The 25341-nt window shown below is 69.9% G+C and carries 20 protein-coding genes and 2 pseudogenes; 7 read left to right on the top strand and 15 right to left on the bottom strand.

Going from position 1 to position 25341, the window contains the following annotated elements; all coding sequences use genetic code 11:
• The 3 genes from CCN51_RS18440 to CCN51_RS18450 form a co-directional block, all read left to right on the top strand.
• Window positions 1-2220, top strand: a 2220-nt coding sequence (locus CCN51_RS18440; protein WP_086859746.1) for a polymorphic toxin-type HINT domain-containing protein, incomplete at its 5' end; no start/stop codon positions are given.
• Window positions 2220-2579, top strand: a complete 360-nt coding sequence (locus CCN51_RS18445) for a DUF7674 family protein (protein ID WP_014180879.1) — start codon at window positions 2220-2222, stop codon at window positions 2577-2579. The genes CCN51_RS18440 and CCN51_RS18445, both read left to right, overlap by 1 nt.
• Window positions 2580-2672: 93 nt before the next feature.
• Window positions 2673-3947 carry a glucuronyl esterase domain-containing protein gene (locus tag CCN51_RS18450; RefSeq protein WP_043487920.1) on the top strand — a complete coding sequence of 425 codons (1275 nt, stop codon included), beginning with the start codon at window positions 2673-2675 and terminating at the stop codon, window positions 3945-3947.
• A 59-nt stretch (window positions 3948-4006) separates the two neighbouring features.
• On the opposite strand, the gene CCN51_RS18455 is transcribed toward CCN51_RS18450, so the two are convergent.
• Window positions 4007-4729: a tetratricopeptide repeat protein gene (locus CCN51_RS18455; RefSeq protein ID WP_014180877.1), complete on the bottom strand. Its 723-nt coding sequence runs from the start codon at window positions 4727-4729 to the stop codon at window positions 4007-4009.
• A gap of 96 nt (window positions 4730-4825) precedes the next feature.
• On the opposite strand from CCN51_RS18455, the gene CCN51_RS18460 reads away from it, so the two are divergent.
• On the top strand, window positions 4826-5401 hold the full coding sequence (locus tag CCN51_RS18460; RefSeq protein ID WP_014180876.1) for a hypothetical protein: 576 nt from the start codon (window positions 4826-4828) through the stop codon (window positions 5399-5401).
• A 902-nt stretch (window positions 5402-6303) separates the two neighbouring features.
• On the opposite strand, the gene CCN51_RS18465 is transcribed toward CCN51_RS18460, so the two are convergent.
• On the bottom strand, window positions 6304-6555 hold the full coding sequence (locus CCN51_RS18465; RefSeq protein WP_014180875.1) for a hypothetical protein: 252 nt from the start codon (window positions 6553-6555) through the stop codon (window positions 6304-6306).
• A 176-nt stretch (window positions 6556-6731) separates the two neighbouring features.
• On the opposite strand from CCN51_RS18465, the gene CCN51_RS18470 reads away from it, so the two are divergent.
• Both CCN51_RS18470 and CCN51_RS18475 read left to right on the top strand, forming a co-directional pair.
• Entirely contained in the window at window positions 6732-7580 is an 849-nt protein-coding gene (locus tag CCN51_RS18470) for a helix-turn-helix domain-containing protein (protein ID WP_014180874.1), read from the top strand.
• Window positions 7559-7765: a DUF397 domain-containing protein gene (locus tag CCN51_RS18475; protein ID WP_014180873.1), complete on the top strand. Its 207-nt coding sequence runs from the start codon at window positions 7559-7561 to the stop codon at window positions 7763-7765. Before CCN51_RS18470 ends, CCN51_RS18475 begins: the two co-directional genes overlap by 22 nt.
• 66 nt (window positions 7766-7831) lie before the next feature.
• Here the strand turns inward: CCN51_RS18475 and CCN51_RS18480 are convergent, their stop codons facing one another.
• The 9 genes and pseudogenes from CCN51_RS18480 to CCN51_RS18515 all read right to left on the bottom strand — a co-directional run bounded on the left by CCN51_RS18480 (window position 7832) and on the right by CCN51_RS18515 (window position 17898).
• Complete coding sequence (locus CCN51_RS18480; RefSeq protein WP_014180872.1) at window positions 7832-8857, bottom strand: quinone oxidoreductase family protein; 1026 nt, start codon at window positions 8855-8857, stop codon at window positions 7832-7834.
• Window positions 8858-8963: 106 nt separating this feature from the next.
• Window positions 8964-9428, bottom strand: coding sequence for a MarR family winged helix-turn-helix transcriptional regulator (locus CCN51_RS18485; RefSeq protein ID WP_014180871.1), 465 nt, complete (start codon window positions 9426-9428; stop codon window positions 8964-8966).
• Window positions 9429-9512: 84 nt separating this feature from the next.
• Window positions 9513-9704, bottom strand: a complete 192-nt coding sequence (locus tag CCN51_RS57495; protein ID WP_014180870.1) for a hypothetical protein — start codon at window positions 9702-9704, stop codon at window positions 9513-9515.
• A gap of 136 nt (window positions 9705-9840) precedes the next feature.
• Window positions 9841-10176: pseudogene (locus tag CCN51_RS59995) on the bottom strand (LLM class flavin-dependent oxidoreductase); the annotation flags it as partial.
• Window positions 10177-10197: 21 nt separating this feature from the next.
• On the bottom strand, window positions 10198-11535 hold the full coding sequence (locus CCN51_RS18495; protein WP_158104686.1) for an SMI1/KNR4 family protein: 1338 nt from the start codon (window positions 11533-11535) through the stop codon (window positions 10198-10200).
• Window positions 11536-11756: 221 nt separating this feature from the next.
• The gene (locus CCN51_RS18500) at window positions 11757-13319 is read right to left on the bottom strand and encodes a DUF2207 domain-containing protein (protein WP_014180868.1); all 1563 of its coding nucleotides are present in this window, start codon (window positions 13317-13319) and stop codon (window positions 11757-11759) included.
• A 235-nt stretch (window positions 13320-13554) separates the two neighbouring features.
• A pseudogene (locus tag CCN51_RS18505) lies at window positions 13555-14433 on the bottom strand (ThuA domain-containing protein); the annotation flags it as partial.
• Window positions 14434-14454: 21 nt separating this feature from the next.
• The gene (locus CCN51_RS18510) at window positions 14455-16614 is read right to left on the bottom strand and encodes an RICIN domain-containing protein (protein WP_014180866.1); all 2160 of its coding nucleotides are present in this window, start codon (window positions 16612-16614) and stop codon (window positions 14455-14457) included.
• A 198-nt stretch (window positions 16615-16812) separates the two neighbouring features.
• A complete protein-coding gene (locus CCN51_RS18515; RefSeq protein WP_078610704.1) occupies window positions 16813-17898 on the bottom strand; it encodes an MFS transporter in 1086 nt (361 codons plus the stop codon).
• Window positions 17899-18090: 192 nt separating this feature from the next.
• Here CCN51_RS18515 and CCN51_RS18520 point away from each other — a divergent pair, with 192 nt between their 5' ends.
• Window positions 18091-18630: a hypothetical protein gene (locus CCN51_RS18520; RefSeq protein ID WP_014180863.1), complete on the top strand. Its 540-nt coding sequence runs from the start codon at window positions 18091-18093 to the stop codon at window positions 18628-18630.
• Between the two features lie 9 nt (window positions 18631-18639).
• Here CCN51_RS18520 and CCN51_RS18525 read toward each other — a convergent pair whose 3' ends face one another.
• The 4 genes from CCN51_RS18525 to CCN51_RS18540 are packed head-to-tail and all read right to left on the bottom strand — an operon-like array spanning window position 18640 to window position 25079.
• Window positions 18640-19866 carry a type III PLP-dependent enzyme gene (locus CCN51_RS18525; RefSeq protein ID WP_014180862.1) on the bottom strand — a complete coding sequence of 409 codons (1227 nt, stop codon included), beginning with the start codon at window positions 19864-19866 and terminating at the stop codon, window positions 18640-18642.
• The gene (locus tag CCN51_RS18530; RefSeq protein WP_014180861.1) at window positions 19863-21602 is read right to left on the bottom strand and encodes an IucA/IucC family protein; all 1740 of its coding nucleotides are present in this window, start codon (window positions 21600-21602) and stop codon (window positions 19863-19865) included. The genes CCN51_RS18525 and CCN51_RS18530 overlap by 4 nt, the downstream gene beginning before the upstream one ends.
• A 43-nt stretch (window positions 21603-21645) precedes the next feature.
• Window positions 21646-23778, bottom strand: coding sequence for an IucA/IucC family protein (locus CCN51_RS18535; protein WP_086859750.1), 2133 nt, complete (start codon window positions 23776-23778; stop codon window positions 21646-21648).
• Window positions 23775-25079 (bottom strand): ATP-grasp domain-containing protein, encoded by a 1305-nt coding sequence (locus CCN51_RS18540; RefSeq protein WP_014180859.1) that lies wholly within the window; start codon window positions 25077-25079, stop codon window positions 23775-23777. The genes CCN51_RS18535 and CCN51_RS18540 overlap by 4 nt, the downstream gene beginning before the upstream one ends.
• Window positions 25080-25341: the final 262 nt, after the last annotated feature.

Here is a 25341-nt window from a genome sequence, read left to right on the forward strand (position 1 = left end):
GTCCCAGACCAGCAGCCCGGCCAGCAGAGCCACGACCAGCGCCCCGACCCCGCCGAAGAGGAGCAGGCGCCCGCGCCGGCCCCGGGGTCCGGCCGGTGGCGGCTGCTGCCGTCGAGCCGGCGCGGGCGCCTGCTCCTCTTCGGCGGGGTCGGGGCGCTGGTCGTGGCTCTGCTGGCCGGGCTGCTGGTCTGGGACAACACGGGCTCCGGATCGCAAAAGCCGCAGGCCAAGTGGGATCTGAAGCCGTTCCGGCAGGCCCTGGCCGAGCTGGCCCTGGCCCCCGGCGTGCGGTACCAGGACTCCTCGACCAACGGTGCCACGAAGCGGGACGTCACCGTCACCGCCTCGGGCAGCCGCTTCGGCACCACGGGCTCGGGCACCAAAACGCTCGACCGTGACGTCCTCCACGTGGGCGGCAAAACCTTCAGCCGCTGGAAGGTGGACCCCTCCCCCGGCCAGGACAGCAAGCCCGGCACGGAGGCGCCCGGCAAGTGGTCCGCAGGGTACGAGGGCTCTTCCGGCTCGGCGAAGGAGGTGGTCGAGCAGCGGCCGACCCCGCCCGAGCTGGCGACTGCGCTGTCCAAGGCGCTGGACACGCTGGAGAGCACACCGGCTCCGAGCGAGTCGGCGCAGTGGCAGCCCCGCACCGTGAACGGGACACGCGCCCTGGGAGTCGACACTTCGGCGGGCCGTCTGCTCATCACGCGGAAGAAGCCGTACCGGGTGCTGCGCCTGGAGCCCTACAGCCCGTCGCGTTCGCGGGCGCCCTCCCCGAGTGCCGTGCGACAGGCCGCGGCCCAGGATTCCGCCGACGACGACCCGGCCGAAACCCCCGAGGTGACGGACGGTCCCCTCGACGGCAGTGACTCCCAGGGCATGGATCTGGCCCCGGTCACCGGGGACGCCGTCGACCCGATGTTCGACGCCCTGGAGAAGCAGACCAAGGAGCTCGGCAAGGCCACCGACAGCGGCATCTCCCTCACGCTCAGCGGTTCGGGGTCAGTGAAGTGCGGCTCCGGGGGCTGCACCACCAGCCACAACTTCATCGGCCAGATCACCACCAGCGCGAAGAGCCGCCTGGTGAACGGCAAGGTCACCGCCGTCATGAGTGCCACCTTCACCATCGACGGAAAGTCCGCCGGTGGGTGCACGAGCAAGCAGGGCACCTTCGCCGTCACCGGCACCAGCGTCTCGGGCAGCCTGTCCTGCTCCAACCCGGGCGCCGGCCCGACCTTCGCCTCGATCGAGGCGCAGAAGAAGGCGGAGGCCCGGGCCCGCTCCCGGGCCAACGGCGGCCGGCCGGTGCAGTACCGCATCCCGTACACCTCCAACGCCCTTCTCACCGCCCGCGCGCTGGCGACGGTCGAGGTGAAGAAGCTCGTCGACGGGGTGAAGCGGGAGCGGAACAACAAGGACTGCGGCCGGTCCCACAGCTTCCCGTCCGGTACCAGGGTCCTCCTCGCCGACGGAACCGACCGGGCCATCGAGGACATCCGCCGCGGGGACCGGGTGGCGGCCGGTGTCCCCGGGCTCCGGCGCACCGAGGCGCGGCCGGTGACCGAGGTCTTCGCCACCGAGAGCGACACGGACTTCACCCGGATCACCGTCCGCACCGATCGTGGGCCCGCCACTCTCACGGCCACCGACAACCACCCGTTCTGGCTGGCGGACGCCAAGCGGTGGAAGAACGCGGGCGACCTGCGGCCCGGCGACCGGCTCCGCAGCGCCGCGGGCTCGCCGCTCCAGGTGATCGCGGTCCTGGACCAGCAGCTCCGTCGGCCCACGCACGATCTCTCGGTCGCCGGTCCCCGCACGTACTATGTGCTGGCGGGCAAGACCCCGGTCCTCGTCCACAACAACGGCGGCATACCGCAGGTCGACAACGCCCGGCTGCAGAAAATCGTCAATGCGCTGTACCACGGCCTCGGCAGTCCGAACGCGATCGGTGACGGTTCCGCGATGGCCGCGGCCAACCACGAGGCTCAGGGCGGCGCCAAGGTCGAGGGGAAGAATCATCTGGCGAGCACGGCCCAGCTGCGGGCGTCGCTCAACAACTTCCTCACCAATGACACGTACAAGCCGAAGGGCGGAAAGAAGGAGACCGTGGTCAGGTCGGCGCGGGACATCCGAGTGGCGAAAAGCCTGATCCAGGCCATCGACGACGCGCACGAGGGCAAGTACAAGGGTGCGGCCGGTTACGAGGGGCTTCAGGGCTGCTGATGAACAGCGGTGAGCAGTTGGTACTCGATCTCGTGGCTCACGTCCCGGAGCTCGAAGACCTCTACGAATCACACGTTTTCAACGAGAACGGTGAAGTCCTGCCGCACGTGTTCTTCTGGGACGTCACGCAGGAAGTGATGGACTCATTTCTCGCGCCGCGCGGCGGAACGCTGGACTGGCGGAAGGTCCTTGACTTTCTGGAAGACAGGCTAAAAAGGGGAGTTCCGGAAGTCGACGAGATCATCGTGACCTCGTTCCTGAACTATCTGCCGTACCCGGGCAGCCCGGGACATGAGATCACCGAGTCTCTCGGCCCGGTCATGTCGCAGCGCTTCACAAGGATCCGCCCGACGGGATAGCCGGTCCGAACCAAGTGTTGCTACCCACTCGGCCCAGCCCTATGGTGGGAGCGCTCCCATAGCCAGAGTATGCCCTCTCAGGGAGGTCCCCCCATGCGCTTTCAGCGATTACGGCCACGGGTGTGGGCACCCGCGGTCCTCGTGGCCGTCGTGAGCCTGACGGCCACCACCCTCAGCACACAGGCAGCAGGCGCCGCGGCGCGAGTCGCCCCCGGCGTCGCCCCCGGCGTCGCCCCCGGCATCGAGGACGACGGCGCCGACTGCGCCGTACCAGACCCGGGCGCCTTGACCGCCAACTCCAAACTTCCCGACCCCTTCACACGGCTCAACGGGACACGCATCACCACCAAGTCCGACTGGCGGTGCAGACGAGCCGAGATCAAGAAGCTGGCGGAGAAATACGTCTACGGCGAGAAACACACGAAGCCCGCCAGTGTCACCGGGACGGTCTCGAACACCACCATCACGGTGAACGTGTCGGACCAGGGCAAGAGCTCCAGTTTCTCCGCCAAGGTCGAACTGCCCAGTGGTTCCGGCCCCTTCCCGGCCGTCGTGGTCGTGGGGGGATTCGGCGCGGACACCGCCACCATCAAGGCCTCCGGCGCCGCCGTCATCAGCTACGACCCCCTCGCGGTCGGCCGCGAGGGCACACCACGGAACAACAAACAGGGCGCCTACTACAGCATCTACGGCTCGCAGAGCAGCACCGGAGTGCTCATGGCCTGGGCCTGGGGGGTGAGCCGCATCATCGACGTCATCGAGCAGTCGGGCGGCAACATCCTCAAGGCGGACGCGATGGGCGTCACGGGTTGCTCGCGCTACGGCAAGGGTGCCTTCGCCATCGGCGCCTTCGACCAGCGGATCGCGCTGACCATGCCGATCGAGTCCGGTACCGCGGGCGCTCCCATCCTCCGCGGCATTCCCGGGGAGAGCGGTTCACAGCCCCTGAGCAGCGCCTACTCGGAACAGCCGTGGCTGGGCGACGCGTTCGGCTCCTTCACTGGCAACCCGGCCACGCTGCCGCTGGACACACACGAAATCGTGGCCATGGTGGCGCCGCGCGGGCTCTTCATCATGGAGAACCCGCACATCGACTGGCTTGGCGCCAAGTCCGGCAGCGTGGCGGCGCTCGGCGGGGCGGAGGTCTACAAGGCGCTCGGCGCGGGCGCCAACATCACCTACTGGTCCGACATCCAGGACGGCAACCACTGCGCCGTCAGGTCCGAGTGGAAGGCCCCGCTGCAGCAGAACATCCAGAAGTTCCTGCTGAAGACGGGCAACACCCCCGGCACGATCAGGATCTCGGGCAAGAAGCCGGGCAACCTCTCCGAGTGGCGAACCTGGCAGACCCCGACCCTCACCGATTAGCCCAGAGGCGGGCGATTCGAGCGCCCCGGCTCCGTCGGGGCGTTCCGGCATCTCGGGCGCTACTCGGCCGCGCTCGTGAAGCCGTAGTACAGCCCGTGGCCCGGGACCGGCAGCCCCACGGGCAGAGGAAGACCGGTCAGCTCGGGCACGGCGACGTCGTCCCATGAAACGGCCGTGTCGACGAGGTGCCGGCCGAGGTCGATCGAGCTCACTTTGGCGCCGTCCACGTACGTGGTGAGAGTGGGGGCGCTGCTGAGCCCGGTCTCCAGCGCGAACCACTCGTCGCATGCCCAGCGGATCTCATCGGCGTCGGACGCGACGATGGTCGTGCCGTACCGCACGCTTCCACTCCACGCCTCGTCCTCGAACACATAGAAGCTGTACGCGGCCTCCGCGGCGGGTTTGCCGCTCACACCGAGCAGCACAGCCAGCTCGTCCAGTCCGGCCTCGGCGGCGGGGCCGACGGGACCGGCCGCGCGGATCCGGGCGTACAGCTCCTCCGCCTCGATCTGCCGCCGCCTGACGGTGGCCTCGTCCTCCCCGTAGTCCTCCATGACGTCCGGGTTCATGTCCAAGACGGCCTCCCAGTAGGAGATCTGCTGAGCCAGACGCCCCGTCAGCAGCGTCAGTGCCTCGATGTCATCGGGCCGTGACTCCACCGCGGCGCGCAGCCAGCGCTCCTCGGGCCAGGACTGGTCACCGTCGCCGGGAGCCCGCGGTTCCGATGCCGTCAGGCACAGCAGTCGCCCCAGCTCCAGCGCGGCGTGGGCATCGCCCGCCATCGCGGTGGCCCGCAGCCCGTGTGATCGTTTCCGCAGTGATCGCCATCGGCTGACGGTACTGGAGGCGAAGCGATCTCCGGCTGACAGGATGAAGCCATGGCGAAATCTCAACCGGTCAACTACGTACGGGTTGCTGAAGTCCTCACCGAGCTCGGCATGGTCACTCGGGAGACAGCGCAAAACGTCATAGACCAATTCGGCGACCTCGCGTACGGCGGAATGGAACCAGGCCATGAGATAGCCAGCTCGCTCGAATCCTTCGGCGTGGCCGTCTGCATCCACGCCGAAGACGTCGACTTCGCCGACCACCACTACGAATGGCTCCTGGCAGAGGCGGCAGCCCTCACCGGAGGCAAGGTCACCGTCGACAACTTCCGCTTCGACAAGGAAGACCCGGACGACGAGGACGCCGGCCGCGGGACGATGTACTTCCAGCGCAACGGCAAGGAGCTCTCCTTCTCCGTGGAGCAGGAGTCGAACGACTACCTCGACATGAGCGCGGCCCAGGGCGCCATCGAAGCACTCAGCCCTGACGACGACCCCCGAACCTTCCGCTGCGTCGACAGCGGCCCCTATACCCTCGGGTACGACGATGTCATGGTGCTGGCCACTGCCGAGCAGCGCGAAGGGCTCTTCCAACACCTCGGCATCACGTTCCGCGAACCGTGGTGAGATGGTGGGCTGCGCTGCACTGTGCGTTGGCTTCGCTGCGCTGCGCTGCGCTGCGCCTGTGCGCCGTCTCGCGGCATTCGGCTCACGCGGGTGCGGGTTTCGTCTCGGACCCTCCGGGTCCAAAGCGCCAGCAGGAGGAGGGAAGGGGGCGGCCTGCCCGGCGTCCCGATGCCTCGGCCCGGTGGGTGGCTGGGCTCAGGACAGGCTCCGCTGCGCTCCGCCGCGACTGCTGCCGCGCGGTGGCCGGCCGGTCAGTCCAGCGGTGCGCTGGACCGGATGCGCAGGAGCGCGACGAACGGGCCAGCGCCATTGGACGGCATGGTCCGGACGCCGCGTTCGCGTATCGTCTCGCGCCTTTGGCGCAAAGCAGCCAGCAGCGGGAAGGGGAGGGGCGCCTGAGGCATCGTCGCCGTCCAGCCCAACGGGACATCATCGGCCGACGGGCGGCGGAGCGGCGGATGATCCCCCGGAGCGGTGGACGCCGGTCCGGTTCGGGCCCTCCCCCCACCTGCTCTCAAAAAACCACTTGATCTGCATCAAGTACCGCATCAACCGTTTTTCTTAGAGCAGGTGGGGGGAGAGCCGATCCCGTCCCCCGGCGCCTGCCCATCCGTCGCGCTCCCGCGCCCCGGTCCAGCGCACCGCTGGGCTGACCGGTCGGCCACCGCGCGGCAGCAGCTGCGGCGGAGCGCAGCGGAGCCTCTTTGAGCCCAGCCGCCCGCCGGGCCGAGGAACCGCGACGACCGGCCAGCCACCCCCCTTCCCTCCTCCTGCTGGCGCTTTGGACCCGGAGGGTCCGAGACGAAACCCGCACCCGCACAAGCCGAATGCCGCGAGACGGCGCACAGGCGCAGCGCAGCGCGAAGCCAGCAGCGCACACCAGTCAACCCGAACCGAAAACCTCAGCAGCGGTACCAGGGAGCCGAACGGTCGCGGTGCAGCGGGCACTCGCAGGGCGGGAACTGGCTGGACTGCAGGGGTGCGAGCTTGTCCTTGATCATGACGATCACCTTGCCCAACTCCTCGGTGACCGCGCCGGTTTCCGAGGACACGCGGTACACCCGCATCGTCATCCGCGGGCCATCGGGCTCAGCCTGCGTACGGCGGGAAATCCCCTTGCCCCGGGCGGTGGCGCGCTCGATAGGTTGATCCATGTCGACCTGCTTCCTACTTTCGGGTTGGCCCGCCCCGGGACCGCGCGCACGGTCGCCGGGGCCCTTTCCTTCCATGGCCAATTACGGTGAGTGCACTCATCGTTGCGCTCCGGCACGTATGCTCAAAAGAGGCCAGCGGTCCCGGCGAAATCCACGGGACCAGGAGGGATGGACCGATGACGTTCCAGCCACGCGAACTCTTCCCCGACCGCTCCGCCCGCGACCTGTTCGGCGCGGAAATCCGCCGCCACCGCGAGAAGGCGGACATGTCCCTGCGGCGGCTCTCCGAGGTGCTGAACTACAGCAAGTCGCACCTCGCGCGGATCGAGGCGGCGGAGTGCCTTCCGTACGACGACCTTCCGGCGAAGCTGGATGCGTGTTTCGGGACGGACGGGTTGTTCGCGCGGCTGTACGCGCTCGCGAAGAACGAGCCGTTCCCCGGCAAGTACCGGCGAATGATCGAACTCGAGCGCCAGGCGGTCATCATCGAGCAGTACGTGAGCGCCACATTCCCCGGCCTTCTGCAAACACCGCAGCTCGCCGAGGGTGCCCTTCGCTGCGGCCACCGGCACGCTCCGCAGGCGGAAATCGAGGCGCTGGTAAAGGCCCGCATCGGCCGTCAGGCGTTGCTGGATCGCCCCAAGCCGCCACGCTGCTGGTTCATTCTCGACGAGGCCGTGCTGCGCTGCCCCGTTGGCCGCCCTGAGGTGATGTGCGACCAGTTGGCGTCTCTGATCAAGCGTGGGACACAGTCACACGTAACCATTCAGGTGCTGCCCTTCACAGCAGGCGAGCATCCGGAAAGGGGCGGATCACTGACGCTGTTCACGATTCCCGGTGAGCCGTTGGTGGCGTACGACGAGAGCAGCCAGTCCGGGACCATCATCGAGGACCAGGGGACTGTCGCACGACGCAGGGAGAACTACGATCTGCTCAGGGCCATGGCCCTCTCGCCCCGCGACTCCGAGGCGATGATCCAAGCCGTGATGGAGGACTGGACCCCATGCCAACCACCCCGGACCTGAGCGTTGCCACGTGGCGTAAGAGCAGCTACAGCAACAACGACGGCGGCAACTGCGTCGAGGTCGCCGACAACCTCCCCGACGTCGTCCCCGTCCGCGACTCCAAGAACCCCGACGGCCCCGCCCTCATATTCCCCTCCCGATCCTGGGCCGCGTTCATAGCCACCCTCAAGACACCCACGGCTTAGTGGTCCGTTCCGGAAGTCCTCGTCTGTGCTCATCGCGTCCGATGCCATGATGGTGAGGTGGCAACCTCATGAGGCGGTGAGGACGATCTTGCCCGTGATCTCCCGGCGTTCCAGGGCGGCGTGCACGTCGCTCGCCTTGGCGAGCGGGTGGATTGCGGCAATGCTGGGCTCGATTTCGCCTGAGCGGGCCAGGGTGAGCAGCCGTTCCAAGCTGACGCGGTACCAGTCGCGGTTCGTCTTCAGCTCTCTGGGGACCATGCACAGAGCGGCCCGCCGTCCCGGCCGCATGTTCATCAGCTTGACCCGGGCGGCGCCGCGGACGGTGTCGCTGATCATGTGGCCTGGGCGGCCGACGAAGGCGTAGCTGACGAGCACGCCCCCCGGGGCGAGAACGCGGTAGCTCTTGGCCAGGTTGGCGCCGCCGATGTGATCGAACACGGCCTGGATTCCGTGGGGTTCGCGTTCCCGGATGATGGTCTCGAAGTCCTGGCGCCGATAGTCGATGTACTCGACGCCGTACCGGGCCAGACGCTCAGCGCTACCGGAGGCAGAGGCGGTGCCGTACATCCGCAGCCCGCTGCGGCGGCCGAGCTGACTGAGGGCCTGGCCCACTCCGCCGCTGGCCCCCTGAATCAGGACCGTGTCGCCGCGAGCAACCCGGCCGTGAGTCTCCAGCACGCTCAGCGCCGTGAGGTAGTCCAGCGGCACCGCCGCCGCGAGGTGCGGGTCCAGTCCGTCAGGGAGCGGCACCAGCAGCCAGTTCGGCAGCACGACATATTCGGTGTAGGTGCCCATCTTGGGCAGGGCGGCAGCCACCAGCGTGCCCGGCGCCATGCCCTCGCCGGAGGTGTCGACCACTTCGCCGACCAGTTCATAGCCCGGGCAGAACGGCACCTTGCGCTGCAAGAGGTACTCGCCGGCCCGGGCCATCAGGTCGGTGAACCCTACGCCTGCGGCGATCACCTTCACCCGGGTATGCCCCGGAGGTGGGGCGGCGACAGTCGTCTCGACCTCGCGCAGTTCCTCGACTCCGCCGAACCGTTCCACGACGATCCGCCGGCAGGAGATCGCTCCGCGTTCTTGGGGGGCCATAGCTCTCGTGTCCTCCATGTCCGAGTCGACACCAACGGCGATCGGTGTCGTGTCATTAGATTACACGACACATATCGTCGTGATACGGCTCCGCCCCTCAGCCGGACTACGCCATAGGGCGTCCCGCTCGGCGGGCTACGGCGTCGCCCGCACTCTGGCCCTCCACCAGGGACCGCAGGAACCCAAGCACGCCGCTCAGGTCATGGCTCGCGCCCGCAGCCTCGATCTCCCGGTACAGTTCGGCCTCGATCACGGCCACGTCGCGCGCGATCACGCCGCCCTCCCCCGTCAGCGTGAGCTCCACCTGGCGACGGTCCTGACTGCTCGGCACCCGCTGCACCAGACCGGCTGCCACCAGCCGGTCGACCAGTCGGCTCGGGTTGCTGCCACTCTCGCAGACCAGCAGGTCGCCCAGTCCGGACATGGTCAACGGCTGTCGATCCGCAAGAAGGCGCAGCACCTCAGCCTGCGCCGGGGTGACCCCTAGCGGGCGCAACCCCCGGGCAAGGCGGCGGTTGCCCTCGCGTTGCGCGGCCAGGATCAGGTAACGGACCTCTTCGACCGGCTCCATGGCAGCGTCCCCTCACAGTACGGAACAGGACAATTATGTTATACGGCATCGATCAGCCGGGCCAACGGCGAAGTCCTGGTCCGGTCAGCGGGGGAGATCGGCGTGCTTTTCCAGAAACACGCTTACTTCGGCCGGGTCCTCCAACGGCAGCGGGTAGAGCAGCAGCCGGTCCACGCCGAGCTCCGCGTAGCGCAGCGCGCTGTCCGCGTCCACCTCGACCGGATTGATCTGCATGAAGTTGATCTCCAACCGGCCCAGCTGCGCCGGCCGGGGCACCTCGGCTGCGGCCTTGCGCAGCCCGTCGAGGTGGGTGAGCAGGTCCGCTGGGGAGCTGCCGTTGCCGATCCAGCCGTGTCCCTTGGCGACCGCCCGCCGGTACGCGGCCGGGCTGTGCCCGCCGATCGGTGCGCCCGCCGCGCTCGGAGAGCCGCACGCCCACCGCGGCCATTTCCGGCTCGAGGTAGCCGGGGGCGACGCCGAGCAGCAGCCGGCCCCGCGACAGCACGTCCAGGCTGGCGACCTGCTTGGCCAGCACCACCGGATTGCGTTGCGGCAGGATGAGGATCCCGGTGCCCAGTTCCATCCGCTCGGTCAGCGCGGCCACATAGGACAGGTGCACCAGGGGGTCGAGGATCGGGTCGGTGGGCGCCATCGGCGAGTCGGGCACCCGGGGGCTGGGCAGCACCACCTGATCCCCCACCCACCAGGAGCGGTAACCCAACTCCTCTGCCCGACGTGCCAGCTGTGCCGTGAAACGGACATCGTGCGACTACGCCGAAGCCCTGTCTCCAGTCCGACACATCGAAAGGATTTCCCGCCCCCGCTCCTCGGTGATCATCTCGGCGAGTATGGGGTCGGCGAACAGCACCACGGGGGCAATGTGGTCCTCATGCAGCGGGCGCCATAGCCGTATCGCCTCCTTCAGCTCGGGCCAGGCCGCGTCAATGAGCTGCTGCTGACGCTCCCGGGCCCGGTCGTAGTCGCCGAACGGGTCGTGCGCTTGGAAGTCGGCGGGCACGCCGCTTTCCGATTCTTCGCTGATGAGGACCGCGGAAGCAGTCAGGGGTGCCATTTCCATGCGGATGGCGGGCTGGCCGTCCACCCACACCTCTTCGTAGGTCGCGCTCTGTCGCTGCTCCTCATACGGGTCCGGGGCCTGGAACGCGGGGTCGGCGGCCAGCCGGTCCGTGATGTGGTGGACGGCGGCGTCGAATTCGGGGTTGCCAAAGGTGAGTTGAAAGTCGGGGGCGGCGCGGCGGGCTTCATGGTCGGCGATGAGTGACTGGACCCATTCCGGGCCGTTCTCCTTGGAGAATTTCAGCGTCGACCATCCGTACGGCAGATCGCGAGTGCGGTCTTCCTCGAAGACCAGAGGCAGCAACTCCGATGCGAATATGGGGTGTTGCAGGATGCCCGGATGGTGTGCGTAGTTCACGACATGGCTGATCCCGGCCTCGTGCTCACTGCCACCGAGCATGGCCAGCATCTGGAACCGCAGAAGCATAGCCCGCTCGTTGCCGAATTCTTCAGCCTCGGTCAGCACCTTCAACGGGCCCTCGATTTCACCTCTGAGGGCGGCGAGCCGGGCCTCTTCCACCTTGGCGTCCCAGCGGTCCTTGGTCTCCCCTTCCGGTTTCCGCAGATCATGGAACGACTTGTACTGGTCATACATCAACTCGTAGAAGGAGTCGAAGGGCTCCAGCCCGTTCCCCGACCACGAAGCGAGCCAGTAAGCGGTCCACTCCCCGCGCTCATTCACCTCTCCGGGGTCGAGGAAGATATCCGCCGCGTCACCATCGAGCGAGACAAGCAGAGAGCGCCTCAGCACCTTCGCCTCGTTGATCACATCAGCGTCCTCTTCCTCCTCCTCGCCCTCCGCGAGTTCGTCGTAGATCTCGATCAGGTACGACCGGTCGGAATCGGCCAGCCACTCCAGCTCAGCCGTTCCGGCCAGCCGGTAGATGAAGCAGCCCGCGTCCCGCCACCCGTTGGTAACCGCCAGGAATTCGCGGAGCGACGGCGGCAGGGTGAAGCCCAGACGGGCCTCGGCCGCCGCGATCTCCTCCTCGCACGCCGGGGCGAAACCGAGCCAGCGGTCGCGCACCACGGCCTCGTCCAGCTCGCCATCCTTCTCCGGGTCATGGCTGTCGATCCACTCCTTGCTCCACTGCTGGAGGAACGGACGCCACTGCTCGCGGTTCACCGGTGTGCTCCCTCGTCTTGAGGCCACTGCGACAGGACAAGGACAGCACAGGGGTACGACAACGCCGGGGTACGGCGCCGCCCGGTTGCCGAGGACGTCAGCCTCGGGCCGCAGTGGCCGTTCCGTCAGCTCGCGGCAGTCGAGGGACCGGGGACCACCATGGGGGCGAGCACGCCCACCGCCGCCACCGGGCCGTGGCGGTGCATGGCGGTCCAGCGGTGCGGGGGGACGATGACCAGCGCCAACGCCCACAGGGGGTACGGCGGCCATTGGCCGTCGTCGCTCTGCTCGTCGGTCGAGGGCGGCTCCCAGTCGGCCAGGAAGCGTCGGAAGGATTCCGCTTGGAGCCACAGGGCCTTGCCGCGGGCGGTGCGGGTCCTGAGTTCCCAGCCGCGGAGCCACAGAGCGAGGCCGGTGCCCGCGGCCACCGCGCCCGCGACGACAACCGGCCACCCCGCCGAGTTCATGTGGGCGTTGAGCACACTGCCGAGGGTCGCGATGGCCAGGCCGAGCGGCGCGGTGGCGATGCCGATCCGCCGCGCCGTGCGGGAACGGTGCTCGCCCGCCGGATCCCAGAGCCCGCTGGTGCGCTGCCAGTCCGCGAGCTGTTCGCCGAGGACGCGCCAGCCCCTGCCGAAGTTCCAGTCGTGCACACCCAGGATGAACTCCTCGCGGCCCGCGAACATTGCATCGAGCACGGTCTCGGTAACCGGATCCGCAGGCGTATCCCCGGCGGTCCCGCGCCGTACGGTCGTGTACTCCTCGCCTGCTTCAAGGACGATGTGACCGGCGATGGCCGCGCTGAGCAGCCACGCCGCCTGGTGCCAGATCCCGACCCGCCCGGTGACCAGAGGGCCGCCCTGGGCCGGACTCAAGCCCTCCGGAGGGGAGGTTGTCGGGGTGAGAACAGCAGGTCCAGGTTCGTCCGTCGCGAGCCGGTCGCGGCCGACGTGGCGCAGCAGCCGCACCACCAGCAGGGCACTGCACAGGGCGACACCCATCGCCAGCAGGCCCGTTAACGCCGAGTTGACGAGCTCGTCACCATCGGCTGCCCCGGAGGGTGGGGCAGGAGCAGCCGCCTCACTGGCGGGTCCGGCCTGTGTGCCGGAGGCGTACAGGGCGACGCCCCGTCCCGCCTCGAGCCTGTCGAGCGTGACGACGAGATGGCCCGGCTCGGGCTCCTCGGCCGTACAGCTCTTCCGGAAGGAGGGGGCGGCGTTCTGCACACAGCGTGTGCCGGTGAGGTCGTACGGGGCCACAACATGGATCTCGACGTTGTCGCGGTCGATCTTCCATGCGTTGCCGATCGCGATCCAGTCCAGTTTGCCGTCGTGGACGACGTCCTTGAGCGTGTATCGGATGCGGTAGCGATGGATGCCGATGTCGTCGGGGTCGCCCAGGTGGATACGTGTCCTCCACCCGTCGGTCGTGAGCTTGGGCCGGACCGGAGCGCCGTCCTCGGTGGTGCTGATCCTGGCCGCTTCCTGATCTAAGAACAGGCCCGGGAGGTCAACGTAGATGCCAGAGGACTCACTCCACGCGAAGTCATAGTCGATCACCTCGGTGATACGGGCACTGCCGTCCTCGGCGATCTCGGCGCTGATCCACATCTTGGTGACGCGCCCACTGCTCGGGCCCTCCCCGCCGAGTACCACGGCCATGCCGAGCAGGAACAGGGCGAGCGACATCCGGGTCAGGCTGCGGCGCCGACGCCACCGGTCCCACGTCCAGTTCTTGGCTCTCGCCTTGTCTGCCGCTCTCCCCTTGTTCGCTCTGCCTCTCAAGACAAGTCCCCCTCTTGTCTCGGGACAACCCCCCAGTCGCCCCGTGAGATGGGCAGCGTACCCCGCCCCCGTGTCCCGGGCGCCCTCCCGCGGCGCCCGGGACACGGGCGTGTCAGGGTCGCGCGGCGGACGGCTGCGCGGCCGACGGCTGGGTGGTGGCCGCGCCGCCGAGCCACTTCAGGCCGTCGAGCAGGAACCGGTTCTGGGTCTCGCTCGCGAAGGTGGACGACAGGGGCGTGTTGGTGTCGTAGTTCATCGCGTTGTGGCCGAAGTTCGCGTACAGCATCTTGTACGTGGTGTTCGTCCACAGGATCGGGTAGTAGCCGCTGTACCAGCTCTGGTTGGGGTCGGTGCCGAGGGGGAAGCTGCTCGGGTCGACGGAGGCCAGGATCTTGATGTTCGGGTTCTGCCGCAGGTCGTTCGACCAGCTGTACCACTCGCTGACCGACGAGGTGAACAGGGCGGGCAGGTTCTTGGTGGCGGGGTGGGTGCGGTCCTCGACCTTCAGTTTGGCCGTGGTCGGGCCCCAGGTGTTGGACTTGAAGTTGCCGCTGCCGAGGAACTGGTTGTGGTACCAGGACCAGTTCTGGGCTTCCGTGGTGAACGCCGACACGTGGAAGCCCATCCAGGCGCCGCCGCCGCGCATGTACCGCTCGAAGCCGGTGCGCTGGGCGGCGGTCTGCGGCAGATCGTCGAGGAAGAGGACGACCTGGTAGCCGTTGACCCCGCCGTCCGCGAGCAGGTTCCAGTTGTTGCTGGCGGTGTAGGTGAAGCCGTTCTGGGCCGCCTGCTTGGGGAACCAGTCGTTCGCCTCGTGGACGAAGCTGATGTGCGCGGCGTCCCAGGTGCCGCTGTAGAGGGCCAGCACCTTGAACGGTGCCCGCGGGGTCTTCGGGGTGTGCGTCGTCGCGTGGGCGGCGGGGGCTGCCGTCAGGCCGAGCAGTACGGCCAGCAGGGCCAGCAGCCGCAGGGCCGCGGACACCGCGCGGGACGGTGTGGTGCGTCGGATGTTGAACATGGGGGCTCCTTCCCGTTGCCGTTACGGATAGGCGACGAGGTTGGCCACGTTGGTGGCGGAGTTGGACGGGCCGCCGCGGTCGTTGATGACGTGGCGGATGGTGCCGGTGCCGCCCAGCGAGACGGTGACCATGTCCTTGAAGCGGACGTTGGCGTTGTTCGGCGCCTCGATGGCGTGCTCGGCGGTGACGCCCGGGTTGACGTTGAAGTAGCAGTAGCTGCCGAAGCCGTAGCCCTGGTGGCTGGTGACGGAGTCGGCGACCTTGTAGGCGGCGTAGCCCTGGGTGGAGCCGTTCATCCAGGCCGCCTGGTTGGGCGGGTCGTACGGCATTTCGTTCTGGTAGAAGTACGTGCGGCCGCCGTTGCCGTTCCAGATCGTCTGGTGTTTCTGGTAGTGCTCGACGAACAGGCCATACATGGTGACGTTGTCGCCGTTCACGACGAGCCCGGTGTCCGCGGTGTTGCTGGTCCAGCCGACGCCGCTGCCGTGGTCGGCGCGCCAGATCCACATGTGGTCCCCGATGACGTTGTCGCTGTTGACCACGAGGCTCGTGGTCGCCTTGCCGACGGCGCTGCCGCCGACGCGGAAGTACACGTCGTGCAGGGAGGTCGGGTTGGCGGCGTGGGAGGCGGAGGCGCCGGTGGGCCCGACTTCCATCACGGTGCGCGAGTTGGTGGTTCCCGCGTCGAAGAGGAGGCCCGCGATCTTGACTCCGTCGACGTCCGCGACGGTCATGGCGGTGATGCCGTTGTCCGGGACGAAGGTGGCGAGGCCGAGCCCCAGGACGACGGTGTCGGCGCGGGTCACCTTCAGCGTCTCGTTGAGGTGGTAGACGCCGGGGGTGACCAGGAGGTTCTTCCCCGCGGCGAGGGCCGTGTTGATCTGCGCAGCGGTCGCGCCGGGCTTCACGACGTAGAAGTCGTCCAGCGGGAGGGAGGCGCCGGGGGCGTTGCCCGCGGCCCAGCTGGTGGCCGAGGAGTCGGTCCGCGTGGACGGTACGAACACCTGGTAGGCGCCGGAGCCGTCCACGTACAGGAACGGCTTCTCGCGGGACACCGGGGTCCGGTCCACCGTGGTGTACGGGGGGTTGGGGAAGCTGTTGCCCGGTACGCCCTGGCTGCCGACGAAGACCATGTTCCAGTTGGACCCGGTCCAGCTGCCGAGTTGCGCGTTACGGGTCAGCCACTGCTGCTGGCTGCCGGACCGCACCTGTCCGTCGATCTTGCTGTCGGCCAGATAGCCGCCGCTGGACCAGCCGCCGTCGTCCAGGGCGAGGTTGCCGCGCAGATGCATCCGCCGGTACGGGGCGGCCTGGGAGACCGCCCATCGGTCCGTACCGCCGTTGGGGGTGACCGACAGGTTCTCGGCGCCACGCCAGAAGTTCTGGGTGGCGTTGCCCTGGAACCAGTCGGCCTCGGCGTGGACCGCGCCGTTGATGGTCACCGCGTCGGGTGACTGGCCGAGGCCCAGGACCTGGGTGTAGAAGCCGACGTTGACGTCATTGCTGTACGTGCCCGGTTTGAACATCACCGCGTAGCGCTGGGAGCCGAACTGGTTGGTCTCCTGCTGCTGGAAGATGGAGTTCAGCCGGCTCTGGATGGTGGCCGACGGCATGGACGGATCGAAGACGACGACGTTCGGGCCGAGGTCCACATCGCCGCCGGGCGGGGTGGACACGGGCGCCACCTGGAACCGCTGGGCCGCGGTGCCGTTGCAGGTGTACTGGACCAGTTGCACACTGTCCGCGGTCGAGGCGGAGGGGACGTCCAGGCATTTGCCGCTGTGCCGGTTGACGAAGTGGTAGGCGCCGCCGCCCTCGTCCACGGCCTGCCACTGCTGGTTGTTTCCGCCTCCGTACGCCCACAGCTGAAGGGCTGCGTTGTCGGCGGTGGACACGTCGGTCACGTCGACGACCTGGTTGGCGTCGTTGCGGTTGTTGATCCGGACGTAGCCGTCGTTCGTCGCGGTGAAACTCCACTGCTGGGCCGTGGAGTTGTTGCAGCCGTACTGCTGCACGGCCGTGCCGTTCGCGGTCGCTGCGGACCGGGCGTCCAGGCATTTGCCACTGCCGCTGTTCACGACGGTGGCCCATTCGGTGGGCAGGGCGGCGGCTGCGGCTGCCCGGGAGGGGGTGGCGGTCAGCAGTGACGCGGCCGAGAACGCGACCAGGGTGGCCGCCATCGAGGCGCGTGTGGCGCGGGCATATCTGTGGCGGCGGCTGCGACTGCCGCTGCCCTCTCTGACCTGACGCAAGGTTCGGAGCACAGGTCCTCCTGTCGCCGTGGGGGCAGTCGGCGGATGGCCGGCGGCGATGGGTGAACCTAAAGGTCTGAACCAAGGACGTCAAGAGATGAAGCAAGCAAAGGTTTCCCCCGAGGGTCACCCCAAAAGACTTGAACACGGGGCGGGTTCCCGCCGAGATGCCTGCCGGAGAGTGAGCGCGGTGACGACGGTGACCGTCATCGCCCCGGCACCGACCCAGGCCGCCGTCGTATATCCGGTATCGGTGGGGAACGTCGCACCGACCGGAGTTTCGGCCGCCAGAGTCAGCCCGCCGAGGGCGCTGCCGATCGAGAAGCCGACGCTGCGGACGACCTGGTTGAAGCTCATCGCGCTGGAGGTCTCCTCGGCGGGGGTGACGGCGAGGATGGCGGCCGGCATGGCCGCCGAGAAGACCCCGACGCCAAGACCCAGCACGCCCATGACCGCGAACGACAGCCACAGCCGATCCCGGGTCAGGGCGAACAGAACCAGCGCCGCCAGCACGGCCGCGCCCCCGACGGCGAGCACCGTCGCCGGAGCGAGCCGCTTGCGCAGCGGCGGCACCAGCTTTCCGCCCGCGAACCCCAGGGCGGAGAAGGGCACCAGCACCAGGCCCGCGACGAAGACGTCGACACCGAACCCGTAGCCCGTCGACCGTGGCGTCTGCACATAGCGGGTGACGAGCGTCAGCAGCAGATACATGCCGATGCCGCCGAGCAGCATGACCGCGTTGGCCCCCGCCACCGCGGGATTACGGAGGCGGGAGAGGTCCACCAGCGGGGCGGGCGATCGGCGTTCGCGGTGCACCCAGGCGCCGAGCAGCACCGCCGCCACGGCCAGGAGGGCTGCGGCAAGCGCCGGGTGATCGGTCCATACCCGCCTGATCCTCTTCGCCGAGGCCAACGCCAGCGGCTCGCTGTACGCGCCGTGGCGCGTCGACGACCGGACCGACATGAGGAGAGCCCCGGCCGCAGCCCCGGCCGCGAGGCGTACATCGCCTGGCTGGGCCGTCACTTCGGGCTGGCCCCGGTGGATGACCCGGGCACCGTCGTCGAAGCGGCCCGGGCTGAGCTGGGGGAACAGTTCACGGCCTGGCTCGCTCCGCGCGTCGGCGGCGCCTAACCTGGGCGTCTCACGTACAGCCTTGAGGAGTGAGTAGTAGCAGTGAGCCGCCGCCTCGTTTCCCTCGTCACTCCTGTGCATGGACCCGCCGTATCCCTTTTGCCGGAAGCATACGCATCGCTCGCTCGGCAAGAGCTTCCCGAGGGCTGGGATTGGGAGTGGTTGGTGCAAGAAGACGGCGAAGGTGTCAACGCCGCCGCACACCTCCCTGGCAACGACCCCCGAATATCCATCGGCTTTTCGCGTCGTGGTGGTCCTCAGGTCGCCCGGACGATGGCGTTCGCCCGCAGCTGCATATCCGGGGAAAGCGAGTTCATCAAGGTTCTGGACGCGGATGACCGCCTGGCGCCGGGCGCGCTCGCCCGGGATATCGACGTTCTGACCCGCTATCCGAAGGTGGGGTGGACCACATCGCGCGCGCTGGACCTCCTCCCGGACGGCTCGACCGTGGGCTTTGAGGGAGACCCCGAAAAAGGCGTGCTCCCGGCGGGAAGTGTGTGGCAGTACTGGCAGCTCAACAAGCGGGCCCAGGTCCACCCCGCAACGCTCTGCGCCCGCCGCGATCTCATGCTGGTCCTCGGTGGGTGGATGGCGCTGCCGGCATCGGGCGACACCGGCCTGCTCCTCGGTCTCGACACCCTGGCCGACGGATGGTTCCACGACGAGGTCGGCCTTCTCTACCGCAAGCACCCCGACCAGATCACACAACACCCGTTCCACTCGCAAGGCCCGGAGTGGGAGGCCCGCATGCGCATCATCGAAGAACACACCCGCGCGCTCCGGGCCATGATGCGCCCGCGGCGGGAGGGCTGAACGAAGGATTCAACCGGTGGCGCCGCCGCCCACGTAGTGGAAGCCGGGCCGCGGGTGCATCAGGAAGTCGTGGTGCGAGATGTTCCACGCGTACGCGCCCGCCAGCGCGAACGCCACCCGGTCCCCGACGCGTAGCTCCCCGGCCGGCGCCCGCCGCGCCAGGACGTCCTTCGGTGTGCACAGCTGGCCTACAAGGGTCACCGGCTCGTCCCGTACGCCGGGGCGTGGCCACGGGTGGGTCCAGGTGTCGGCGGGGAGCACGGCGAAGGGGTGGTCGTGGCCCTTGGCGGCGGGGGTGCGCATGTGGTGGGTGCCGCCGCGCAGGACGGCGAAGGGTTCGCCGCCGCTGTGTTTGAGGTCGAGGACTTCGGTGACGTACCAGCCGCAGTAGACGGTCAGCGCCCGGCCCGGCTCGATCCGCAGGGTGAGTTCCGGGTTGCGTTCGGCGACTTCGGCCAGGCCCCTGCCGTACGCGGCCCAGTCGAAGCGGCTGTCGGGGCGGTCGTAGTCGACGCTCATGCCACCGCCGACGTTCACTTCGGTGAGCCGCAGGCCGTGGCGGGCGGAGAGGTTGCGTGTCCAGTCGGTGATTCGGGTGGCGACGGCGAGGAGGGCGGGGGCGTCGAGGCCGCTGGCGAGGTGGGCGTGGATGCCGCGCAGGCGAAGGGGGCCGCCCGGCGTCAGCAGGGGGAGGCAGCGCTCTGCGATGTGGTCGGGGTCGAGGCCGAAGGGGCTGGGGCGGCCGCCCATGGCGAGGGCGGCGGCGCCCAGGGCGTCGTCGGCGACGGGGAGGTTGACGCGCAGCAGGATGTCGACCGTGCGGCCCTCTTCGTCGGCGAGGGCCGCCAGTTGGCGCAGCTCGTGCTCGCTCTCGACATGGAAGCGCTCCACGCCCAGCTTCAGCGCGCGGCGCAGCTCGGCCTCGGTCTTGCCCGGCCCGCCGAAGGCCAGCGGGTGGGCGGGGACGGCCTCGCGGACGTGGGCCGACTCGCCGCCTGAGGACACCTCGTAGCCGGTGACGTGGGGCGCGAGGGCCCGCAGGATCTCGAGGGCCGGGTTGGCCTTCGCCGCGTAGTACAGCTCGACGGCGGGCGGCAGGGCGGCCCGTACGGCCTCGGCGTGTTCGGCGAGGGCGGTGAGATCGTAGACGTACGCGGGGAGGTCGTCGCCGGTCAGGGTGTCGGCGAGGGCGGCCACGGCGCCCGTGCGGGGTGCGGTGGCGGGCTCGGTGGTCATCGGGGGCTCCCGGGGGCTACGACGCAGGCCGCCTCGGACAGCAGGTCGGAGGCGAGCGGGCTGGCGATGCGGACATAACCCGCGTGACGGTCGGCCTTACGGGCCCAGCGGGTGAGGAGGTTGGCCTTGGCGGGCAGCGGGACACCCGCGGTCAGGGCGCGGAGGGCGGGCGGGTCGTCGTGTGCCGCGCCGCGCTCGTCCAGGACCCGGCGGACCGCCGACCACAACTCGGGCTCCAGGTGCGGGTGGCGGTCGGCGAGGGCGGCCAGCATCTCGGCGAGGTGGTTGACCAGCAGGCAGTACACGACGCGGTCCCAGCCGCGCTCGCGGTCGTACGTCATGGGGCCGGCCAGGGCGGGCGGCAGCGTGGCGAGGGCCGCCGCGTGGTGTTCCGGCAGCAGCTTGGTGCCCTCGAGGTCGCGGAAGAGGACCTGGCGCGGCAGACCGGAGGGGTCGACGCCGACGACGACGTTCTGGAGGTGGGGTTCGAGGACGACGCCGTGGTCGAAGTAGGCGGCCAGAACGGGCGGTACGAGCAGCGCCAGATACGCCTCCCACCAGGCGAGCGCGTGTCCGGGCCCGGTGTCGCCGAGCAGCTGGGCGACCCGCGCCCCGCCGGGAGCGGGGTACTCGTCGGCGACGGCCGCCGCGAGCAGCCCGGTGAGCCCGGGGCGCAGCCGGGCGGCGAGCCCTTCGCGCACGATCACCCCGAAACCCTCGATCAACTCCAGCTCGCCGCCTAGGTCCAGCGTCCGGTACGCGGGCTCGCGCAGCAGCGCGGCGCCCGGGAAACGGGCGGCCAGGTCGGCGGCGACCGGCTCCAGCAGCCGGGTCAGGGCGACCGCCCCGGACAGCTCGTACTCGGCGTTCTTGCGCAGGCAGTTGGTGATCCGGACGTTCAGGCTGAACTTCAGGAAGTCCCGTCCGTCGTAGAGCGTACGGACGGACGCGGTGGGTGCGAAGTCCGGCCCCCCGGGGCCGAGATCCAGGACATCGCCACGGGCGACCGCAGTCCGCAGCGCGGGGTGGTCGCGGAGCATGGCGTACTGCCAGGGGTGCACGGGCAGCAGACGGTAGCCGTCAGGCACGGGGCGCTGCCGGTCGAGGGGCGCGAGGGCCCCGGCGGACGCCGCCTCCTCGCGTACGTGTGCTCGTCGTACGGCGAGGTGGTGCAGGGGGAAGCGGGCGCCGGTCTCGGGCGCGAAGCGGGCCCAGGAGTCGGCGCTGCCGGAGCGGGCCTTGGGGGTGGGGTGGAAGCGGTGTCCGAACAGCAGCGACTGTTCGGAGGCGAGGTAGGTCAGGTGCGGGTCGCCGTCGGTGTTCGGCGGGGCCGTGCCCGTACGCTCGCGGCTCTCCAGGGCCACCGTGACACCCGCGTGGCTGGAGGCCACTTGCTCCAGGAACTCGTCGTTGCGCACCCCGGTGCGCAGCCGCAGCTCCCGGTGGATGTACTCGGCGAGCGTACGCCAGGACACCTCGGCCCACGCACCGTCCCGCTCCTCGGTGACCGGGCCGGTGAAGCGGTGTGCGCCGATGAGGGAGGTACGGCGCAGCGCGACGCGCAGCAGCACACCGCAGCGGGGCAGCCGCAGCCGCAGATGGCCGTCGGCCACGACGGTCTGGTGTTCCGGCCCGGACACCTCGCGCAGCAGGCAGTTGAGGAGGGTGTGGGCGACGACGTGATCGGCGCGGACGGTGTCGGTGTCGGTGTCGGATGGGGAGATGGATGTGGTCATGAGGCGACTCCAGCGGGGGTGGAGGTGGCGGAGTGTGCGGCGCTCATCGGCCGCGGGCAGGGAGGCGGAGGCCCGGGAGGAGGTAGTTGGGCCCGGTGACGTAGTGCTTGTTGATGTCGGCGGCCCCGGAGCGCTGCTTGGTGAACAGGCTGCCCGCGGTGACCATGGCCTTGACCGGCAGCCGGTCCGCGTCCAGGACGAGGGCGCGCAGCACGGCGCCGGGCGCACCGGGCGCACCGGGCGGCGCGCTGAGCCGGTGGTCCCCCAGCCGGTCGAGCCGGTCGACGGCTTCGGCGAGCCGGTCGCGTATCAGCCGCAACAGCGTGTCCAGCGGGGCCCGGCCGAGCCGGGCGAGCTCGAAGGCGAGTGCGCCGGCGCACAGATGCACGGTGATGGTGGCGAACACATCGGCGACCGGGCCGTCGTCATCGGTCAGGATCCGGTGGTCGTCGAATCCCCCCAGGAGGCGGGCGGCCTCGTCACCGCCGACGGCGTCGGCCAGCCGGGCGGGGTGGACACGCGGACCGTCGTGGTCCTTGAGCAGCAGCCGTACGCGGGGGCGGCCGTGCTCGGTGTCGAGGACGAGGGAGGTGTTCTGCTGATGTGACTCCAGCGCGACGCCGTACGCGAAGAGCGTGGTGTGCACGTCGAACAGCAGAGTGAGGTAGGCGTCGAGCAGCGCGAACAGGTCACCGCCGTAGTAGCGGGCGGCCAGGGCGTCGACGATGAGCCCGGTCCCGGGCGCGGGGCTCAGCAGCGCCGCCAGCGGCACGACCTGGCAACCGTCGAGGCCGGGCGGGTAGCGCCGTACCAGCGTGGCCAGAAACTCGTGCCCGGCATGCAGATACGTGCCCTCGTCGGCGAGCAACACGCCACCCGCCACCCGCGGCTCACGCGCGAGCACCGCCTCCGTGAGCCGCTGCCCCGCGTCGCCGTCGGCGAGTGTTCCGGGCTTGATGGTGCGGCGGTTGCGCGCGCCCAGGGTGGCGGTGGCGAGCGGCAGTTTGAGGTGGGTGAGCGGGTCGTCGGTGACGGCGACGGTACGCATGGAGAGCGTGGGCCGTACGTCGAGCCACGCGTCGTCGACGAGGTGGGTTTGGTCCGTGAGGTGGGTGGCGCGCAGCCCGATGGCCAACATGCGGGGTGCGCTCAGCGGATGGACCGGGAAGGCGAGGTGGCTGTCGTCCAGGCCGCCCGGCAGGCCCAGCGCCCCGGGCGTGGGCCACCAGCCGGGCAACCGCGCCGTATCACCGGTCACCGCCTCGCGTGGGAGCGCGGCCCAGCGCAGCCGGAAGGAGGGGTGGAACTCCGGTGCGTGAGCGCGTTGTTCGGCGTCACTCAGGGCGAGGCGGGCACGGCCGGTGGGGTAGACGGGGTGATCGCGGTAGGCGGCCAGCGTGTCGTACGCCAGCGACCCACGCACCCCCGCCCATCGCTCGGCGGGCTCGCCACCGTAGGCGGCGACCAGCTGCTCGACGACGCGCGGGCGGATGTCGGCGTGCAGCCGCATGGCGTCCAGCGTGCGGCGGCACTCGACGACGAAGGCGTCGTAGAGGCCCCGGTCATCGGGGTCCGCGGCGTGGCGGAGGCGGGCGAGGACCGCGTCGAGGGTGGTGAGGGCGACCACTCGCGGCGGCGCGACGGCGGGATGGGCGCCGGGCGGGGCGCCGTGCCCTGCGCCGGGCGGGGCGGCAGGCCCGGCGGCAGGCCGAGTGTCAGGCCGGGGGGCGGGCCCCGCGGCAGGCCGAGTGTCAGGCCGGGGAACGGGCCCCGCGGCAGGCCGAGTGTCAGGCCGGGGAACGGGCCCCGCGGCAGGCCGGGTGGCGGGCCCCGTGGCGGCGCGGGGCGCCGCGCCGCCCGCGTCGTCGGCCGACAACGGCCCGCCGCCGTGGGGGGCGGGCGCGGCCTCTCCGCCCGGCTCTTCCTCCGCCAACAGCCGTGGCGGCCGCCGGACCCGGATCTCGCACTGGAAGCCGTCCGGTTCGACCGGCAGCAGCACTCCCCCGCCGTCCGTGAGGACGACCCGCAGCCATTCGCCGTCGGCACGCCGTACGGTCCGGGCGCGGCTGCGCAGGCCGTACGCGTCCTCCCTCAGCAGCGTGTCGAGTACGCGCGCCAGCAGATCTCCTTCGAAGGCCTCCGTGGTGTCCGCGGCTTCCTCATCCGCGCGGATCATGGCGCGATCACCCACTCGTTGGCCGCCAGGAACCCGGCCACCGCCTCGTCGATCCGCCGCTGGTCGGTCCCCGTGGCGCGGAGTACGCCGAGGAAGTCGCGGTTGGTGCCGTAGAGCGGGTGTTCCTCGCCGATCTCGCGCAGCGGGCGGTAGTCGAGCCGTACGCCGTCGTGGTCACCGACGCTCGCCGCGGGGGCGGCGGCCAGGCGGCCGGGGCGGTCGGCCATGACGTACTCCATGCGGACCCTGCCGTCGGCGCGGGCGCCGAGGTCGGTGGGGAGGGCGGCGCCGAGGTGGGTGCGGAGGATGTGCTCGAAGAGGGGGATGGCGAGGAGTTCGGCGAGTACGAGGTCGCACTGGTCGCCTATGGCGCGGTAGTTGACCTCGATGAGGCGGGCGCGGTCGCCCTGGACCACGTACTCGGTGTGGCAGGCGCCGAAGCCCACGCCCAGCGCCCGCAGCTGGTCCAGCACCTGGCCGGTGTGCGGCTCGGGCGGGGCGGGGAGCAGTTCGAGGCGTTCCTCGATGAAGTACGGGGGCGCGGAGATGTCGGTGCGGAAGGCCGCGAGGGCGTGCAGCGTACGGCCGTCGCCGATGGTCTCCAGGGTCTGCAGCGGGCCCTCAAGGAACTCCTCGACCACCAGATACACCTCGGGCCGCCGCGTACGTATCTCGCGGACGCGTTCGGCCAGTTCGTCCGCGTCGGCGACGAGCACCACGTCCTCACTGGCCACGCCCTCGCGCGGCTTGAGCACGCAGGGGTAGGGCACGCCGGGGCCGGCGAGGCGGGGGTGGTCGGACGGGACCTGGCCGGGGGCGAGTTCGGCGCACCAGAGGGTGTCGACACCGGCGGCGGCGAGGCTGCGGCGCAGCTCGGCCTTGTTCTTGGTGCGCAGGGCGGCGCGCCAGTCCTTGCCGGGCAGGCCGAAGTAGTCGGCAGCGAGGGCGGCTTGGACTTGGAGGTGGTCGCTGTTGGTGAAGATCGCGACGGTGCGGCCCGCCCGGGCGCCGGGTACCGACATATCGGCGGAGATGTGGCCGATGACCTCGCGGAAGTCCCGTACGTCGCAGTGCGCGATGTCGAGCTCGGGCAGCGCGCCCCCGGCCGACGCGTGGCGCTCGTAGGCTCGCCGGTGCGCGTCGGGCTGGTCGGTGAGGAGGGTGACGGCGAGGCCGAGCCGGGCCGCGGCGGGGAGGAAGCCCTCGGTGACGGAGTCGGTGGGGTTGAGGGCGAGGAGATAGAGGCGCGTCGCGGTCTTTGAGGGCAGGCCGAATGCCCCGTCTAGATCATTCTCGTTCACGACCCGAGATTAGGTTAGGCATGCCTAAGACCGCCAATTCGTCTCACCCGTCTGCTCGTTTTTGAGCCCGATGCACCGTCAACTCCGCGGTTACCGCGGCAGCCCGATGTGCCGGTGCCGCGCCCGGCGGGCGGCCAGCCGCTCATCCTGGTCCTGGCCGCGCAGCGCGGCGAGTTCGGCGCCGAGGGTGTCACCGAGGCGGGCGAGGAAGGAGTCGTACGCGGCCCCCTCCGCCCCCGTCCCCTCCCCCTCTCCCCCCTCT

This window comes from Streptomyces milbemycinicus (genome assembly GCF_002154605.1).
Lineage (GTDB): Bacteria > Actinomycetota > Actinomycetes > Streptomycetales > Streptomycetaceae > Streptomyces > Streptomyces milbemycinicus.